The organism is Microbacterium hydrothermale (genome assembly GCF_004854025.1).
GTDB classification, from domain to species: Bacteria; Actinomycetota; Actinomycetes; order Actinomycetales; family Microbacteriaceae; genus Microbacterium; species Microbacterium hydrothermale.
Map to the genome: position 1 here is coordinate 1 of NZ_STGM01000003.1, position 15,131 is coordinate 15,131.

The window sequence follows — 15,131 nt, forward strand, 5'->3', positions numbered from 1 at the left end:
TGTGAGGCAGTTCACTACCTACGCCACCCACGCACCACGAAAACCACTTCACAGAAGCAGAATCAAGGACATGCGCCGAGCGGCAGAACCCCAACTGTAGACCAGAGAATCGAAACTCTCAACATCCAGTGTCGGGGGCGGTTCGTCACGTGAGGGGCTGCGGGGCCTTTCGGCCGCTCCGCTCTCCCCTGTGGGGCGAACAAGTAATAACTTACGCGGGATCCGACCACCCGTCGAATCCACCCCACCACCCGGGCGTGTCGCACCCGTCATCCCGCGGAAACACGCCGGAAACGCGGAGGCCCGGCCGACTCGACGTCGACCGGGCCCCGGACGCGGCGCTGAGCGCGGAGGCGCTCAGGCGTTCGCCGTCTCGGCGCTCTTCTCCGCGGGAAGAGGCCACAGTGCATCGAGCAGCTGCCGCACCCAGGCGATGAGGTTCGCGTCGGCGGCATCCTGAGGCAGGGGCACGACCATCGCGTCGCCTCCCGCTAAGAGCTTCGCCTTCGGGTACAGGCGCTGGAGGCGGACACGCATCGACTCCGCGAGGTTCGCCGGGGCGATACGCAGGTTCGATCCCATCGCGACGACATCGGCGAGACCCGCCTGCGCCGCCCGACGCCGCAGGCGCGCGACGGCGACGAGACCCTCGACCTCGGCCGGCGGCTCGCCGTACCGGTCGCGGAGCTCCTCGACGACGAGATCGATCGCGTCGTCTTTCGCGGTGGCCGATGCCGCGGCCGAGAGCTTCTGGTACGCCTCGAGTCGCAGTCGCTCGCTGTCGATGTAGAACTCCGGCAGACGGGCATCGACGGGGAGCTCGAGACGCAGTTCGGTGGGGCCATCGACGTCCTCGCCGCGGAACGTCGACACGGCCTCGCCGATCATCCGCAGGTAGAGGTCGAAACCGACCCCGGCGATGTGACCGGCCTGTTCGGCGCCGAGGAGGTTTCCCGCCCCGCGCAGCTCGAGGTCTTTCAGGGCCACCTGCATTCCCGAGCCGAGGTCGTTGTTGACGGCGATTGTCTCGAGGCGGTCGGCCGCGGTCTCGGACAGAGGCTTCATCTCGTCGTACAGGAAGTACGCGTACGCCCGATCGCGGCCGCGTCCCACGCGTCCGCGCAGCTGGTGCAGCTGCGAGAGTCCGTACTTATCGGCGCGGTCGATGATGATCGTGTTCGCGTTCGAGATGTCGAGGCCCGTCTCGATGATCGTCGTCGACACCAGCACGTCGGCGCGGCGCTCCCAGAAGTCGTCGACGACCTGCTCGAGGGCGTGCTCGCCCATCTGTCCGTGCGCCACGACGATGCGCGCCTCGGGGACGAGCTCGGCGAGGTGCGCCGCGACCCGCTGGATCGACGAGACCCGGTTGTGCACGTAGAACACCTGCCCCTCGCGCAGCAGTTCGCGTCGGATCGCCGCCGCGATCTGCTTGTCGTTGCGCGGGCCCACGTACGACAGGATCGGATGCCGATCCTCGGGCGGGGTCGCGAGCGTCGACATCTCGCGGATGCCCGTCACCGCCATCTCGAGCGTGCGGGGAATGGGCGTCGCACTCATCGCGAGGATGTCGACGTTCGTCTTGAGCTTCTTCAGCGCGTCCTTGTGCTCGACACCGAAACGCTGCTCCTCGTCGATGATCATCAGACCCAGGTCTTTGAAAATCACCTTCTCGGTCAGGATGCGGTGCGTCCCGATGACCATGTCGACGGTGCCGTCGGTGAGACCCGCGAGGGTCGCCTTCGCCTCTTTGTCGGTCTGGAAGCGCGAGAGCGGCCGGACGGTCACCGGGAACCCGGCGAAGCGTTCGGCGAAGGTCTCGAGGTGCTGTTTGACGAGGAGCGTCGTGGGCACGAGCATCGCGACCTGCTTTCCGTCCTGGATGGCTTTGAACGCCGCGCGGACGGCCACCTCGGTCTTGCCGAAGCCGACGTCGCCCGAGAGCAGGCGGTCCATCGGGATCGGCTTCTCCATGTCGGCCTTGATCTCGTCGATCGTCTGCAGCTGATCCTGCGTCTCGGCGAACGGGAACGCCTCTTCGAGCTCGCGCTGCCACGGGGTGTCGGGGCCGAAGGCGTAGCCCTTGGATGCCATGCGCGCCGAGTACAGCTTCACGAGCTCGACCGCGATGTCGCGCACCGCCTTGCGCGCACGCCCCTTCGCCGCGGCCCAGTCGCTGCCCCCCATCTTCGACAGGGTCGGCGCCTCGCCGCCGACGTACTTCGACAGCAGGTCGAGCTGGTCTGTGGGGACGAAGAGCTTGTCGCCCGGGTATCCGCGCTTGGCGGGCGCGTACTCGAGGACGAGGTACTCCTTGGTCGTCTTCACGGCGTTGCGCCCACCGCTGGAGACCTCGCGCTGCGTGAGCTCGAGGAACTTGCCGATGCCGTGCGTCGCGTGCACGACGACGTCGCCGGGCTTCAGCTGCAGCGGGTCGACGACGTTGCGGCGGCGGGAGGCGAGCTTCTTCGCACCCCGGTTGTCGCCCCCGACCGAGCGACCGTAGAACTCGGTCTCGCTGATGACGGCGAAACGCGCCTCGGTGAGCTCGAAACCGCGCTCGAGCGGGGCGCACACCACGTGCGCGACCCCGGGCTCGGGCGGGAGACGCACCTCGTCGACCCGCCGCGCCGCGATCCCCCGCTCCGCGAGCACGTCGCGCGCGCGGTCGACCATGCCCGGACCCGATGCCGTGACCACGACCGACCAGCCGTCGGCGAGCAGCTGCCCGACGTGCGCGGTGGCGCCGTCGACGTTGCCCTGGAACGAGGGCACCGCGTCGGCCTTGATGCGGTGCGCGGAGTCGTCGCCGCTCACGAGGCCCTCGTCCTCGGCATCCGCTGCTCCCGAGTCGAAGGCGCTCAGCTGCCACCACACGCCCCCGCGCCCGCTCGCGCGCCCGTGGAGGTCGTCGAGGGTGACGAAGTCGCCGGAGTCGAGGTCGACCGGGGTGTCGGCGCCGGCCGTCGCGGCCGACCACGCCGCTTCGAGGAATTCGCGGTTCGTGTCGCCGAGCGTCGTCGCCCGCGCGAGCGAGCGCTCGGGGTCGACGAGGGCGACGGCGCTGCCGCCGGGGAGGTAGTCGACCAGCGTGACGAGATCGTCGACGAGCACGGGGATGAGCGATTCCATGCCCTCGGCGGGGATGCCCTCGGCCATCTTCTCGAGCAGCTGGCGCAACCCCGGGTAGCCGTCGCGCAGCGCGGCGGCGCGGGCGCGCACCTGCGGGGTCAGCAGGAGTTCGCGGCTGGGCACCAGGGTGACGCCGGTGACCTCGCCGGGCAGCGAACGCTGGTCGGCCACCGAGAAGGCGCGGATCTGATCGACCTCGTCGCCGAAGAACTCGACGCGATAGGGGTGGTCGGCCACGGGCGGGAACACGTCGAGGATGCCACCGCGCACGGCGAACTCGCCGCGGCGGGACACCATGTCGACGCGGTGGTAGGCCAGCTCGACGAGGCGGGTCGTCACGCTCTCGAGTTCGTGACCGCGGCCGCCGACCGACAGCTCGACCGGTTCGACGTCGCCGAGGCCGGGAGCGAGGGGCTGCAGGGCGCTGCGCACCGAGGCGGTGACGACCAGGGGGGCGTCGCCCGTCCAGGCCGCGATGCGGCGGAGCACGTCGAGCCGGCGGCCCACCGTCTCGGGGCTGGGGCTCAACCGCTCGTGCGGCAGCGTCTCCCACGCCGGGAAGTGCAGCACCTGGGCGCCGGGGAGCACGGCCTCGAGCGCCGGACCGAGGGATTCGGCGCGACGCCCCGTGGGGGCGATCACGAGCACGGCGCCCGGGCTCGCCGTGGAGCGACGGCGCTCGAGGAGACCCGCGATGACGGGCGCGTCGAGGCCGTCGACGAGGGAGAGAGACAGGTCGGCGGATGCCGCGGAAGCGGCCTCACGGTACGACTCAGCCTGCTCGAGGGCGCGGACGATCCCGGGAACTGTCACTCGGGAAAGTCTACGCGGGGCCACCGACACCGGGCGGGGCTGGACAGCGTCGTCTCCCTCCCCCGCTCCCCCGACGGCCCCGTGCGTAGAGTGTCGGCATGTCCACCCCCAGCGCTCCGGACGGTCCCGTCTTCGCGGCACCCCACGTCGCCCCGCCGGTCGGAACCCTGCTCGCTCCCCCGCCGGCGCCCCGTCGGCGCCGGCCGCTCGGCACGTGGGCGCTCGTCCTGGCGCTGTGCGCCGGGGTGCTGGCATCCGCCATCGCCGGCTTCGTGGCCTTCCGGATCGCGCGGGGCGCCGGCCCCGGTCTGCTCGCCGCGACGCCCGACACGATCGACCTGCGCGTGCTGTCGCCGGTCCGCGATCTGGTGCTCGCGGGAGAGATCACCTTCTGGGTCGCGACCGTGGTGGGTGTGACGGCCGTGGTGCTGGGGATCATCGCGACGGTCCGCGGGGCCGGCCGCGGTGCGGGCATCGCGGCCATCGTCATCGGGGTTCTGGGCCCCGTCGTCTTCGGGCTCTTCGTGGCCCTCGCCCTCGTCGGCGGGGTGGCCACCCTCCCGGGTGCGGGCGGAGTCTCCGTCTGAGACCGCGACCGCCCCGGGCGCGCACTCGCGAGGGCGGTGCGCAGAACGCCGAAGATCAGGCGCGCGGGGCGTGGAAACGCTGCTGGGCGGCGAGCAGTCCCTCGTCGACGAGGAGCTCCACGGCATCCGCCGCGTCGGAGACCAGGATCGGCAGCGTCGTGCGCTCGGTGGAACTGAAGGGGTCGAGGACCCAGTCGGCGGGGTCTTGCCGCCCGACCGGGCGACCGATGCCCACGCGCACGCGGGGGAACTCGGCCGTGCCGAGGGCCTTCGCGACATCGCGCACGCCGTTGTGCCCGCCGTGGCCCCCACCGGTCTTGAGCTTCACGGTGTCGAAGGGGATGTCGAGCTCGTCGTGCACCACCACGACGCGGTCGGGATCGATGCCGTAGAAGCGGGCGAGACCGGCGACCGGACCACCCGAGACGTTCATGAAGCTGTTCGGCTTCGCCAGCACCAGCTTCGCCGCCCCCGGGCGCACCCAGGTCTCGGCGACGCGCGCGTTCGCCTTGTGGGCGCGGAATCCCTCGCGCCGTCGGGCGGCGAGTTCGTCGATCACCATCTGCCCGATGTTGTGGCGCGTCGCCTCGTACCGAGGGCCGGGATTGCCGAGACCGATGATGAGCCAGGTGTCCGCCATGGCATCCATCCTTCCGGATCCGCGCGCGGACCCCGTGAACAGCAACGAGGGGGCGCGAGAACGCGCCCCCTCGTCGTCGACGAACCGCTGTCGCGGCCCGTGCGGGAATTACTTGTCGTCGCCCTCGGCGTCCGACTCGGCCGTCTCGGCCTCTTCGGACTGCTCCTCGGCGACCTCGGCGTCGGCCTCGGCGATCTCTTCGTCGGCGGCGATCGTGTCGAGCGGGATCGAGACGCCCACGACGAGGGTCTCGGGCTCGGTGACCAGGGTCGCGCCCTTGGGGAGGGTCAGGTCGGCGGCGGTGATCTGCGTGCCGTCCTCGGCGCCCTCGACGTCGACCTCGACGTTCTGGGGGATGTGGGTGGCCTCGACCTCGAGCGACACCGAGGTGGCGTCGAGCATCGCGACGGTGCCGGGGAAGGGCTCGCCGACGAGGACGACGGGAACGTCGACCTGGACCTTCTCGCCCTTCTTCACGACGATGAGGTCGATGTGCTCGATGATCTGGCGCACGGGGTCCTTCTGGACGTCCTTGACCAGGACGAGCTGAGCCTTGCCCGCGATGTCGAGGTCGAGCAGCGCGTTGGCACGGCGGATGAGCAGCGCGACCTGGTGGCCGGGCAGCGCGACGTGCTGGGGTTCGGTGCCGTGACCGTAGATGACGGCCGGGATCTTGCCCGCGGCGCGGAGGCGACGGGCGAAGCCCTTGCCGAAGTTCTCGCGGAGCTCCGCGACGACCTTGTTGTCTTCCGACATGATGTTCTCCTCGCGGGCTCGTGTCCCGCAGCTTGTGAGCGGACGGTGTCCGCACCTGTGTGGTCTGGATTCGACTCGAACGCGAGCGCGTGAGGAAAGCCGGGAGCCTGCATCACCGCGTCGATCACGGATGCCGGGTGCACCCTGCGGGCGCACGGCGATGGCATCCCTCGCCGAAGTACCCCGGAAGTCTAGCAGCGACCGCGGCGCGTCTCGACCCGTCGCCGTCGCGGGCGGACGGGAGCACACGGCGGCGACGGTAGGATCGAGGAGCCACACCGACCCGGAGGATCATCATGGACAGCGGCTTCTTCTCTCACGTCGTGCTCTGGGTCATCGGCGGCCTCGCCACCTTCGGCGCCATCGCCGCCGTCGGAGCCCTCTTCTCGCTCGGACGCAACGCCTCCTACAAGAAGCACTGACCCGCCGCGGCACCGACCACTTCCCGCCGGCCCGCGCACTCGGCATCCGTCGAGCGAGACGCCGTCGCGATCAGACCGTGCTCGTGCGCAGTCGCAGATCGCCGACCCTCACCTCGACGCTCTGCCCGGCCCGGATCGGCGCCTGCGAGAACGGGGCGCCCATCATGACGACGTCTCCGGGCCCGAGTTCGCTCCAGTTCGCCACATACGCGAGACACTGCCGCAGCGACATCGGCAGTCGCCCCGCCGACGTGACCGCTCGATCGACCCCGTCGACCACGAGCCCCAGGGGCAGGTCGTCGTCGATCGAGAGAGCGGTGTCGATCACGGGACCCAGCGGGGTGTAGCCCGCCCCCGACTTCGACTCGAAGTTGCGGGGATCGGATGCCGCGCGCTCGGGGCTCGACAGATCGTCGACCGCGGTGATCCCGAGCACGAACTCGTGGGCGTTGCGCGCCGTCAGGTCCGCGGTCGGGCGGCCGATCACGACCGCCACCTCCGCCTCGGCCACCGTCGCCCCCGCGTCGCGGCGGAGCCGCACCTCGGCATCCGGCCCGACGATCGTGCGCGGACTCTTCAGCCACGCCTGCACGGGCGACGCGTGGTCCGGTCCGTTCTGCGCGATCCCGACCACGACGGTGGGCACGCAGGGAGCGAGCAGGCTCCCCCGCACCGGATCGCCGGCATCCTGCACCGGCACACCCGCCGCGAAGGCGGCGTAGGGATCGGTGATCGGGATGAGTCCCTCGTCGGCGACCCGAACGGTCCGCGGGCCGTCGAGGGTGGCGACGCGCGCGATGCGCATCAGGACCACGCCCCGCGACGACGACGGGCTCCGCGGCTCATCGGATAGTCCGCACGGTCACGGTCGTGGCATCCACGCCCTCGCCGGCTTCTTCGCGCGACACCTTGATCGCGTCGTCGGTGCGCGTGAGGTCGCGGCGCAGGGTCTCGGGGACGAGGAAGGTCGACGCCGTCGTGATGAGCGCGAGCGTCGCCATGTAGATCGCCAGCAGCAGCCAGTTCGCCCCGCTCACCGCGATGATGTACGCGCCCAGCACACCGGCGAGGCCGCCGGCCAGGACCGCGGAGATCTCGCGCGCCATCGCGACGCCGAGGTAGCGGTGGCGGTTGCCGAAGAGTTCGGGGAGCATCGCGCACTGGGGTCCGAGCATCGAGTTGACGGCCACGCCGATGCCGATCGCGATGACGGCGATGGTGATCGGGTAGCTGCCGAGCGACATCAGCCACCAGGCCGGGAACGTGAACACAAGCATGAAGACCGCTCCCGCGCGGTAGACCGTGCGCCGCCCCATCCGGTCGGAGAGCGCCCCGGTCAGCGGCACGGAGAAGATGCCGATCAGCGAGCCGAGGGTGACACCCCACGTCAACAGGCTGCGGTCGGCCTGACCGCCGACCGAGGCCACGAAGAACGTCAGCGCGAGCGTGTTGAACATGTACGAGCCGCCGTTCTCGGCCATGCGCAGGCCGATGCCGACGATCACGCCCGGGAGACCGCGCGTGAAGATGTCGCGGATCGGGCGCTCGGCGATCTGCTCGTTCTTCTCGAGCTCGATGAAGGTCGGGGTCTCGCGCAGACGCATGCGGATGAACAGCGCGAGGAGGATGAGCGCGAACGACGACAGGAACGGCACGCGCCAGCCCCAGCTGAGCAGCTGATCCTCGGGCAGGAGCGAGATGAGGCTGAACACGACGGCGGCGAGCAGGGTTCCCGCCTGGATGCCGATGAACGGCAGCGCCGAGAAGAAGCCGCGGCGCTTCACCGGGGCGTATTCGGCCATGAGCACCGTCGCTCCCGCCTGCTCGGCTCCCGCGCCGAAGCCCTGGAGCAGGCGCATGAGGACGAGCAGGATCGGCGCGAGGATGCCGACGGCCTCGTAGGTCGGCAGCAGTCCGATCGCGGTGGACGCCCCGCCCATGAGCAGGATCGTGATGACGAGGACCCACTTGCGCCCGAGCTTGTCGCCGAGGACGCCGAAGAACAGTCCACCGAAGGGCCGGGCGAGGAAGCCGACGCCGTAGGTCGCGAAGGCGGCCACCGTGGCAAGGGCCGGGTTGTCCTGCGAGAAGAACAGGACGTTGAAGATCAGCGCCGTGGACAGGCCGTAGAGCGCGAAGTCGAAGTACTCCAGCGCGCTGCCGATGCTCGACGCGAGTGTCGCGCGGCGCAGGTTCGCGGCGTATTCGGGGTCATCCTGCGGCTGCGGCGTCGGTGTGGATGCAGTGGTCACGGCCATCTCCTTCGATCGGCTGGGGTCTTGCGACAGGCCGACTGTACCAACGGAGTGGACACAGTTCAATATGTTGAACAGATATGAGGATGCCGGTCGGTGCGGCCGCGGGGTGCGGGGCGGCCGTCGGAGGGGGTCTGGGGCGTCATTCGTCGCTTGGGACGGGAGATGTCCGCCGCGAGGGGCAGAATTCTCCCCGAACCGGAGGAGCTGCAGGGCGGCAGCCCGCGCGCGCGGCGGGGCTGCAGGGCCGCGGCGCGACAGGTCGCGAGAGCGGCGGGGCGACAGCGCCGGGGCGCAGCCCACGGATGCGGCGGGGCCACAGCCGGCGGCAGCGGCGGGGCGCGGGTCAGGCCGTGCGCGACGCGCTGAACGGGTTCGTCAGGGCCGCGGCGGCCTCGCGCAGCGCCGCACCGACGCGCGCGACGCGCTCGGCAGTGGCATCCGCGGCGGGGATGCCGACGCCGAGGGCCAGCTGAGGATCTCCCGGCGCCCATCCCTCGAGCGGGACGGCGACGCCGACGATGCCGCGGAAGGACTCCTCCTCGTCGACCGCCCACCCGCGCTCGCGCGCGGCGGCCAGCTTGGCGAGCACCGCGTCGACGTCGACCGTGCTGTGCTCGGTGAGCTTCGGCACGGAACCCTCGCGCGACAGGAGGGAGCGGACGTCGTCATCGGCACGCGTCATCAGCAGCGCACGGCCGGTCGCCGACAGCGCCGCGGGCAGTCGCGACCCAAGCGGGGTTCCCAGGCGCACCGAGCGCGACCCCTCGTACCGCGCGAGGTAGAGCGCGTCGGCGTCGTCGAGCACGGCGACCTGCACGAGCTCGTTCTGCAGCACGGGAGAGCTCTCGCAGACGGCGTAGAACTCGCGCACCTGGTTGAACTGCGCGGCGAAGGCGCCGCCCAGTTCGGCCGTGCGGATGCCGAGTCGATACCCCAGCGGGACACGCTCGATCATGCGACCCGCCTCGAGGGAGAGGCAGAGATTCGCGGTCGACGACTTCGCCAGGCCCAGCCCGGAGGCGAGCTCGGTCAGCGTGAGCGTGCGTCCGGCCTCGGCGAGGAGGCCGAGCAGCCGGATGCTGCGACCCACCGCGGGGGCGGGATCGCGCGCGAAGGCGGTCGCGTCGTCGTCGCTCATCGGGACTCCCGTTCTCGGACGTCGCTCACGCGGCGCCTCAGTAGAACTCGACCGTATCGACAACGGCGCGCAACGGCTCGCCATCGAGAAGGCGCGTGGCGTTCTCGGCGAAGCGACGGGCGATGCGCTCCTCCTCCTTGCGGTTCAGCGCCGCGGTGTGCGGGCTGACCAGCACGCGCGGATGCCGCCAGAGCGGCGAGTCGGTCGGAAGGGGTTCGGTCTCGAAGACGTCGAGGGCGGCGAACGCGACGCGACCGTCGTCGAGGGCGTCGAGCAGCACCTCTTCGTCGATCACCGTGCCGCGACCGACGCTCGCGAGGATCACGCCGGGCTTCACCGCCGAGAGGACCTCGGCGCCGATGAGGTGGTGGGTCTGATCCGTTCCCGGGAGGGTGACCACGACGGCATCCACCTCCGACACGGCGGCGACGAGATCGTCGAGGGGGATCAGGCGATCGACCCCCTCGACGGGGGCGCCGGATCGGGTGGTCCCCCAGACCTGCGCGCCGAGGGCGTGGAACCGGCGCGCGCACTCCGCTCCGATGCCGCCGAGACCCACGACCAGCACGGTCATCTCGTCGACCTGGCGCATCTCCCAGCGATCGGTCCACTGCCGGTCGGCCTGCTGCTGTGCGAGACGCGGGAGGTCTTTGGCGCCCGCGAGCACGCCGAACACGGCGAACTCGGCCAGCGGGCCGCCGTGCACGCCGGCGCTCGTGGTGAAGACGATGCGGTCGAGGGACTCGGGGGCGAGGCCCGCGGCCTTCACCTGCCCTCCCCCGCCGGCCGCGGTGGTCATGACCCACCTGAGGCGGGGATTGGCGGCGACCGTGCGCGCGAGGGCGGCGGGATCGACGTCGGGGATGCCGAAGAGAGCGTCGGCGGAGTCGACCAGGTCGTCGAAGGCCTGCTGCTGCGCGGGGGTGCGTTCGTGCGCCGGGTCGCCCGACCAGTCGGCGGGGCCGCGCATCGGGCGCACGAGGGACGCGTCGCGCACGAGCTCGAGGCGCGGTTCGAGGCGCTCGATCAGCCGGCAGTGCTCCTCGCTCAGCGGCACCGCCACCACCGCGCGTAGGCTTTCGCTCGTCGACATCGTCGTCTCCCTCCGTCGGGGCCCGGTCCGCGGACACCTCGTCGTGGTACACCATACTGAACTCTGTTCAACCTGTTGTCCAGTCGATAGGATGCCGCCATGACCACCCTCGATGACGAGTCCGGCCCGCTCCCCGCTTCCTCCGACGTCCGCGTCGGCGTCTGGGGACTGGGGGCGATGGGCGAGCCGATGGCTTGGCACCTCCTCGACGCACGGGGGTCGCTCACCGTGCACGCCCGACGCGAACGGCGCGCGCTCACCGACGCCGGGGCGCACTGGGCTCCCACCGCCCGCGACCTCGCCGCCGCGTGCGACGCGATCCTCGTGATGCTGCCCGACCTCCCCCAGCTCGACGAGCACCTCGAGGGTCCGGACGGACTCCTCGCGGGCGTCGAGGGGCGCGAGCTCCTCCTCATGATCGGATCCACCTCGTCGCCCGTGGGCGTGCGCGAGCTCGCCGAGCGCCTGCCGGACGGCATCCGCGTCGTCGACTGCCCCGTGTCGGGCGGGCAGGACGGCGCGACGGCGGGGACCCTGTCGATCATGCTCGGCGGCGACACGGCCGACACCGACCTCGCCGCGTCGCTCCTCGAGCCGTGCGGCACCCCGGTGCGCCTCGGACCGCTCGGCGCCGGCGAGGTCGCGAAGGCGTGCAATCAGATGGTCGTCGCGGCGACCATCGTCGCGCTCGGCGAAGCGACCGAGCTCGCCGCCCGCTCGGGCGTCGACCCGGCGGCTCTCTGGGACCTGCTCGGCGGCGGCTACGCGGGCTCGAACCTGCTGGCCAGTCGCCGCGACAAGCTCGTGCACGGCGACGACTCCCCCAGCGGCATCGCGCAGTACATGGTGAAGGACCTGGGCTTCGCCGCCGACGTGGCCGCGGCCACCGACACGCGACCCGCGCTGCTGCCCGCCCTGCGCGCGACCTTCCACGAGATCGTCGAGCGCGGCCTCGGCGAGCGCGACATCGCCGTGACCCGGCGTTTCACGGCCGAGCGCAGCGCCGACTGACGGGCGAACGAGAACGCCCCGGGGGCCGCGGCCACCGGGGCGTTCGTCGTCGTTCAGAGCGCGAAGACGACCTTGCCGGAGCGCTGCGAGTCACGGGCCGTGGCGAAGGCCTCGGCGGCATCCGTCACCGCGAACTCGTGCGTCAGGGCGCTCTCGATGCCCGGGGTGGTCGCGAGCAGCTCCACCGCGCGGTCGATCTCGTCGCGGAAGCGGAACGCCCCCAGATACCGCACCTCTTTCGAGATGAAGGGGGCGAGGTTCACCGGGCGCGGATCGTCGGGGAGCATTCCAACCTGCACGACGGTGCCGCCGGGACGCACCGCCTTCAGCGCCGTCGAGATCGAGACGGGCACTCCCGAGCACTCCAGCACGACGGCGTAGGCGTTCGCCTCGACCGCCTCGGTCGAGACATCGACAGTGGCCGCCGCCCCGAGGGCCATGGCGCGCTCGAGCGGACCGGCGAGGACGTCGGTCGCCGTGACGCGGGCTCCGGCCGCGACCGCGGCGGCCACGGCCATCAGGCCGATCGGTCCCGACCCGGTGACGAGCACCTCGAGCCCCTCCACGTCTCCGGCCTTGCCGAGCGCGTGCAGGGCGACGGCGAGCGGCTCGGCCAGCACCGCGCGGCGCACGGGCAGCTCCTGCGGCAGCACGCGCACCATGTCGGCCTCGACGACGAGGTACTCGGATGCCGCGCCCTGCGTGTGCGGCCAGGTCGAGGCGCTGCCCAGGTACGACCCGCCCGGCCACAGGTGCGGCGCGTCCTCGATGCCCGGGCGCGGCGTCCCGAAGCGCGCGGGGTGCGCGGTGACCGGCGTCCCCGGCGCCAGGGCCCCGGAGGGGTCGAGATCGACCCGACCGGAGAGCTCGTGACCGGGGACCAGCGGCTCGCGCACGACGAACGCCCCGTTGGCGCCCTCGTAGTAGTAGTGCAGGTCGGATCCGCAGATGCCGACGTACTCCACGCGCAGGCGCACCTGCCCCTCGCCGGGCTCGGGCACGGCCACCTCGCGCACCTCGGCGGTGAGCGCCTTCTCGATCAGCAGCGATTTCATCGGTGCATCCTCTCCGCGGTCAGACGACCGCCGTCATCCCGCCGTCGACGAAGATGTTCTGTCCCGAGACGAAGCTCGACGCGTCGGAGGCGAGGAACAGCAGGGCTCCCCGCAGCTCGTCGAAGTCGCCCCAGCGCGCGGCCGGCGTGCGCTGGGTCAACCAGCGCGTGAAGTCGGGGTCGTCGACCAGGTCGCGGTTCATCTCGGTCGCGAAGTACCCCGGGCTGAGGGCGTTGACCTGGATGCCGAAGCGCGCGAGGTCGGCGGCCATGCCCGCGGTCAGCTGCGCGACGCCGCCCTTCGTCGCCGAGTAGGGCGCGATCGTCTGGCGCGCGAGGCGCGACTGCACCGAGGCGACGTTGACGATCTTGCCCGAGCCGCGCGCGACCATCGCGGGCGTGACGAAGCGCGAGACGTAGAACACCCCGGAGAGGTTGGCCGCGACGATGTCGTCCCAGTCGGAGACGACGAACTCGTGGATCGGCGCCCGGCGCTGCACCCCGGCGTTGTTGACGAGGATGTCGGGGACGCCCACCTGCGCGAGCAGCTCGCCGACCGCGGACTCGACCGCCGCGGCATCCGTCACATCGAACGTGACCGCGTGCGCGGGACGGCCCGACAGCTCCTCGGCCTCGGCGCGGGTGTCTTCGACGGCCGCCGCGTCGCGTCCGTGCACGACGACCCGTGCTCCCCCGCGCGCGAGCGTCAGGGCGAGCGCCCGACCGAGGCCGCGGGACGACCCCGTGACCAGGGCGAGGCGGTCGGAGACGTCGAACAGGTCGGCGTTCGCGCCGCTCACAGGAGGGCTCCGATGCCGAAGACGAGCAGCGCGGCGAGGAAGCCGAGCACCGACTCGATCGCCTGCTGCACGGTCCACGTTTTCAGCGTGGTCTTGACGTCCATGCCCATCAGGCGACCCACGAGCCAGAAGCCCGAGTCGTTGACGTGACCCGCGAAGACGGATCCGGCCGCCGTGGCCAGCGTGATGGCCACGACCTGCAGCGGCGAGAAGTCGCCCGCCATGACGGCCGGAGCGGCGAGGCCCGCGGCGGTGACGAGGGCGACGGTCGCCGAGCCCTGGGCCAGGCGGAGGATCACGGCGATGATGTACGCGGCGACGATGACCGGCAGTCCGAGGTCGCTCAGGCTGTCGGCGAGTGCATCGCCGATCCCCGACGCGCGCAGCACGGCACCGAACATGCCGCCGGCGCCGGTGATGAGGATGACCGAGCAGACCGGGCCGAGGGCCGAGTCGACGACCTTCTCGAGCGCCGTGCCGTTCTCACCGCGGCGGAAGCCGAACACGACGGTGGCCACGAGCACGGTGATGAGCAGGGCGACGGGCGAGTTGCCGAGCAGGATGAGCACCTGCACGAGCGTGTTGTCGGTGGGGACGACGCCGGCGGCGCCGAGGGTCGTGAGACCCGTGTTGAGGAAGATGAGCAGCATCGGCAGCAGCAGCACGGCGATGACCGTGAGCGGCTTGGGCGGGTTGGCGGGCTGGTCGGCGTCGACGTCGCCGAAGAGCGCGGGGACCGGCAGCACGATGCGCTTCGCGATGAACTTGCCCCAGAGGTAACCCGAGAGGTACCAGATCGGGAAGGCGATGAGCAGGCCGACGATGAGGACGAGGCCGAGGTTGGCGCCGTACAGACCGCTCGCGGTGACGGGACCGGGGTGCGGCGGCAGGAAGACGTGCATGACCGAGAAGGCGGCGGCGGCCGGGAGGCCGAACAGCAGCACGTTGTTGCCCGAGACGCGGCGGGCGATCGCGAAGATGATGGGGAGCATCATCACCAGGCCGGCGTCGAAGAACATCGGGAAGCCGAGGATGAGCGACACGATGCCGAGCGCGAAGGGCGCCCGCTTCTCGCCGAACACCCGCACGAACGTCTCGGCGAGCGATTGCGCGCCGCCGGAGTGCTCGATGAGGCGGCCGAGCATCGCCCCGAGCGCGACGAGCAGCGCGACCGTGCCGAGGGTTCCTCCGAATCCTCCGGTCAGGGTCGTCACGATCGTCGACACCGGGATGCCGGCGACGAACGCCGTCACGAGCGACACGATGATGAGCGCGAGGAAGGCGTGCACCTTCAGCCAGATGATGAGCACGAGGATGAGCGCGATCGCGCCCGCGGCGATGGCGAGCAGGGGCGCCGTGCCGAGTGTCTGGGTCCAGTCGTCCAAGAGATCTCCGTTGATTCAGCCGGTCGGACGCGGGGTCGGGCA

Annotated in this window: 13 protein-coding genes; 3 read left to right on the plus strand and 10 right to left on the minus strand. The window is 71.3% G+C overall.

Features of this window, described 5'->3' with window-relative positions; translation table 11 throughout:
• Nucleotides 1-357: 357 nt before the first annotated feature.
• Nucleotides 358-3,945 carry a transcription-repair coupling factor gene (gene mfd / locus FB047_RS06880; RefSeq protein WP_136586477.1) on the minus strand — a complete coding sequence of 1,196 codons (3,588 nt, stop codon included), beginning with the start codon at nt 3,943-3,945 and terminating at the stop codon, nt 358-360.
• A gap of 98 nt (nt 3,946-4,043) precedes the next feature.
• On the opposite strand from mfd, the gene FB047_RS06885 reads away from it, so the two are divergent.
• Nucleotides 4,044-4,532 (plus strand): hypothetical protein, encoded by a 489-nt coding sequence (locus FB047_RS06885; protein ID WP_136586478.1) that lies wholly within the window; start codon nt 4,044-4,046, stop codon nt 4,530-4,532.
• A 55-nt stretch (nt 4,533-4,587) separates the two neighbouring features.
• Here the strand turns inward: FB047_RS06885 and pth are convergent, their stop codons facing one another.
• Both pth and FB047_RS06895 read right to left on the minus strand, forming a co-directional pair.
• Nucleotides 4,588-5,172, minus strand: coding sequence for an aminoacyl-tRNA hydrolase (gene pth / locus FB047_RS06890; protein WP_136586479.1), 585 nt, complete (start codon nt 5,170-5,172; stop codon nt 4,588-4,590).
• A gap of 108 nt (nt 5,173-5,280) precedes the next feature.
• On the minus strand, nt 5,281-5,928 hold the full coding sequence (locus FB047_RS06895) for a 50S ribosomal protein L25/general stress protein Ctc (RefSeq protein ID WP_136586480.1): 648 nt from the start codon (nt 5,926-5,928) through the stop codon (nt 5,281-5,283).
• Between the two features lie 296 nt (nt 5,929-6,224).
• Here FB047_RS06895 and FB047_RS17365 point away from each other — a divergent pair, with 296 nt between their 5' ends.
• Nucleotides 6,225-6,350 (plus strand): hypothetical protein, encoded by a 126-nt coding sequence (locus tag FB047_RS17365; RefSeq protein ID WP_264631692.1) that lies wholly within the window; start codon nt 6,225-6,227, stop codon nt 6,348-6,350.
• Between the two features lie 70 nt (nt 6,351-6,420).
• Here the strand turns inward: FB047_RS17365 and FB047_RS06900 are convergent, their stop codons facing one another.
• From FB047_RS06900 to FB047_RS06915, 4 genes are all read right to left on the minus strand, one after another.
• The gene (locus tag FB047_RS06900) at nt 6,421-7,155 is read right to left on the minus strand and encodes a fumarylacetoacetate hydrolase family protein (RefSeq protein ID WP_136586481.1); all 735 of its coding nucleotides are present in this window, start codon (nt 7,153-7,155) and stop codon (nt 6,421-6,423) included.
• A gap of 37 nt (nt 7,156-7,192) precedes the next feature.
• On the minus strand, nt 7,193-8,608 hold the full coding sequence (locus tag FB047_RS06905; protein ID WP_136586482.1) for an MFS transporter: 1,416 nt from the start codon (nt 8,606-8,608) through the stop codon (nt 7,193-7,195).
• Between the two features lie 343 nt (nt 8,609-8,951).
• Nucleotides 8,952-9,746 (minus strand): IclR family transcriptional regulator, encoded by a 795-nt coding sequence (locus FB047_RS06910; RefSeq protein ID WP_136586483.1) that lies wholly within the window; start codon nt 9,744-9,746, stop codon nt 8,952-8,954.
• Between the two features lie 37 nt (nt 9,747-9,783).
• Complete coding sequence (locus FB047_RS06915; protein WP_136586484.1) at nt 9,784-10,839, minus strand: D-2-hydroxyacid dehydrogenase; 1,056 nt, start codon at nt 10,837-10,839, stop codon at nt 9,784-9,786.
• A gap of 99 nt (nt 10,840-10,938) precedes the next feature.
• On the opposite strand from FB047_RS06915, the gene FB047_RS06920 reads away from it, so the two are divergent.
• Nucleotides 10,939-11,850, plus strand: coding sequence for an NAD(P)-dependent oxidoreductase (locus FB047_RS06920; RefSeq protein ID WP_136586485.1), 912 nt, complete (start codon nt 10,939-10,941; stop codon nt 11,848-11,850).
• A gap of 53 nt (nt 11,851-11,903) precedes the next feature.
• On the opposite strand, the gene FB047_RS06925 is transcribed toward FB047_RS06920, so the two are convergent.
• The 3 genes from FB047_RS06925 to FB047_RS06935 are packed head-to-tail and all read right to left on the minus strand — an operon-like array spanning nt 11,904 to nt 15,089.
• Nucleotides 11,904-12,905: a zinc-binding dehydrogenase gene (locus FB047_RS06925; RefSeq protein WP_136586486.1), complete on the minus strand. Its 1,002-nt coding sequence runs from the start codon at nt 12,903-12,905 to the stop codon at nt 11,904-11,906.
• A gap of 19 nt (nt 12,906-12,924) precedes the next feature.
• Nucleotides 12,925-13,704 carry an SDR family oxidoreductase gene (locus tag FB047_RS06930; RefSeq protein ID WP_136586487.1) on the minus strand — a complete coding sequence of 260 codons (780 nt, stop codon included), beginning with the start codon at nt 13,702-13,704 and terminating at the stop codon, nt 12,925-12,927.
• Nucleotides 13,701-15,089: a GntP family permease gene (locus tag FB047_RS06935; RefSeq protein WP_136586488.1), complete on the minus strand. Its 1,389-nt coding sequence runs from the start codon at nt 15,087-15,089 to the stop codon at nt 13,701-13,703. The genes FB047_RS06930 and FB047_RS06935 overlap by 4 nt, the downstream gene beginning before the upstream one ends.
• Nucleotides 15,090-15,131 lie beyond the last annotated feature (42 nt).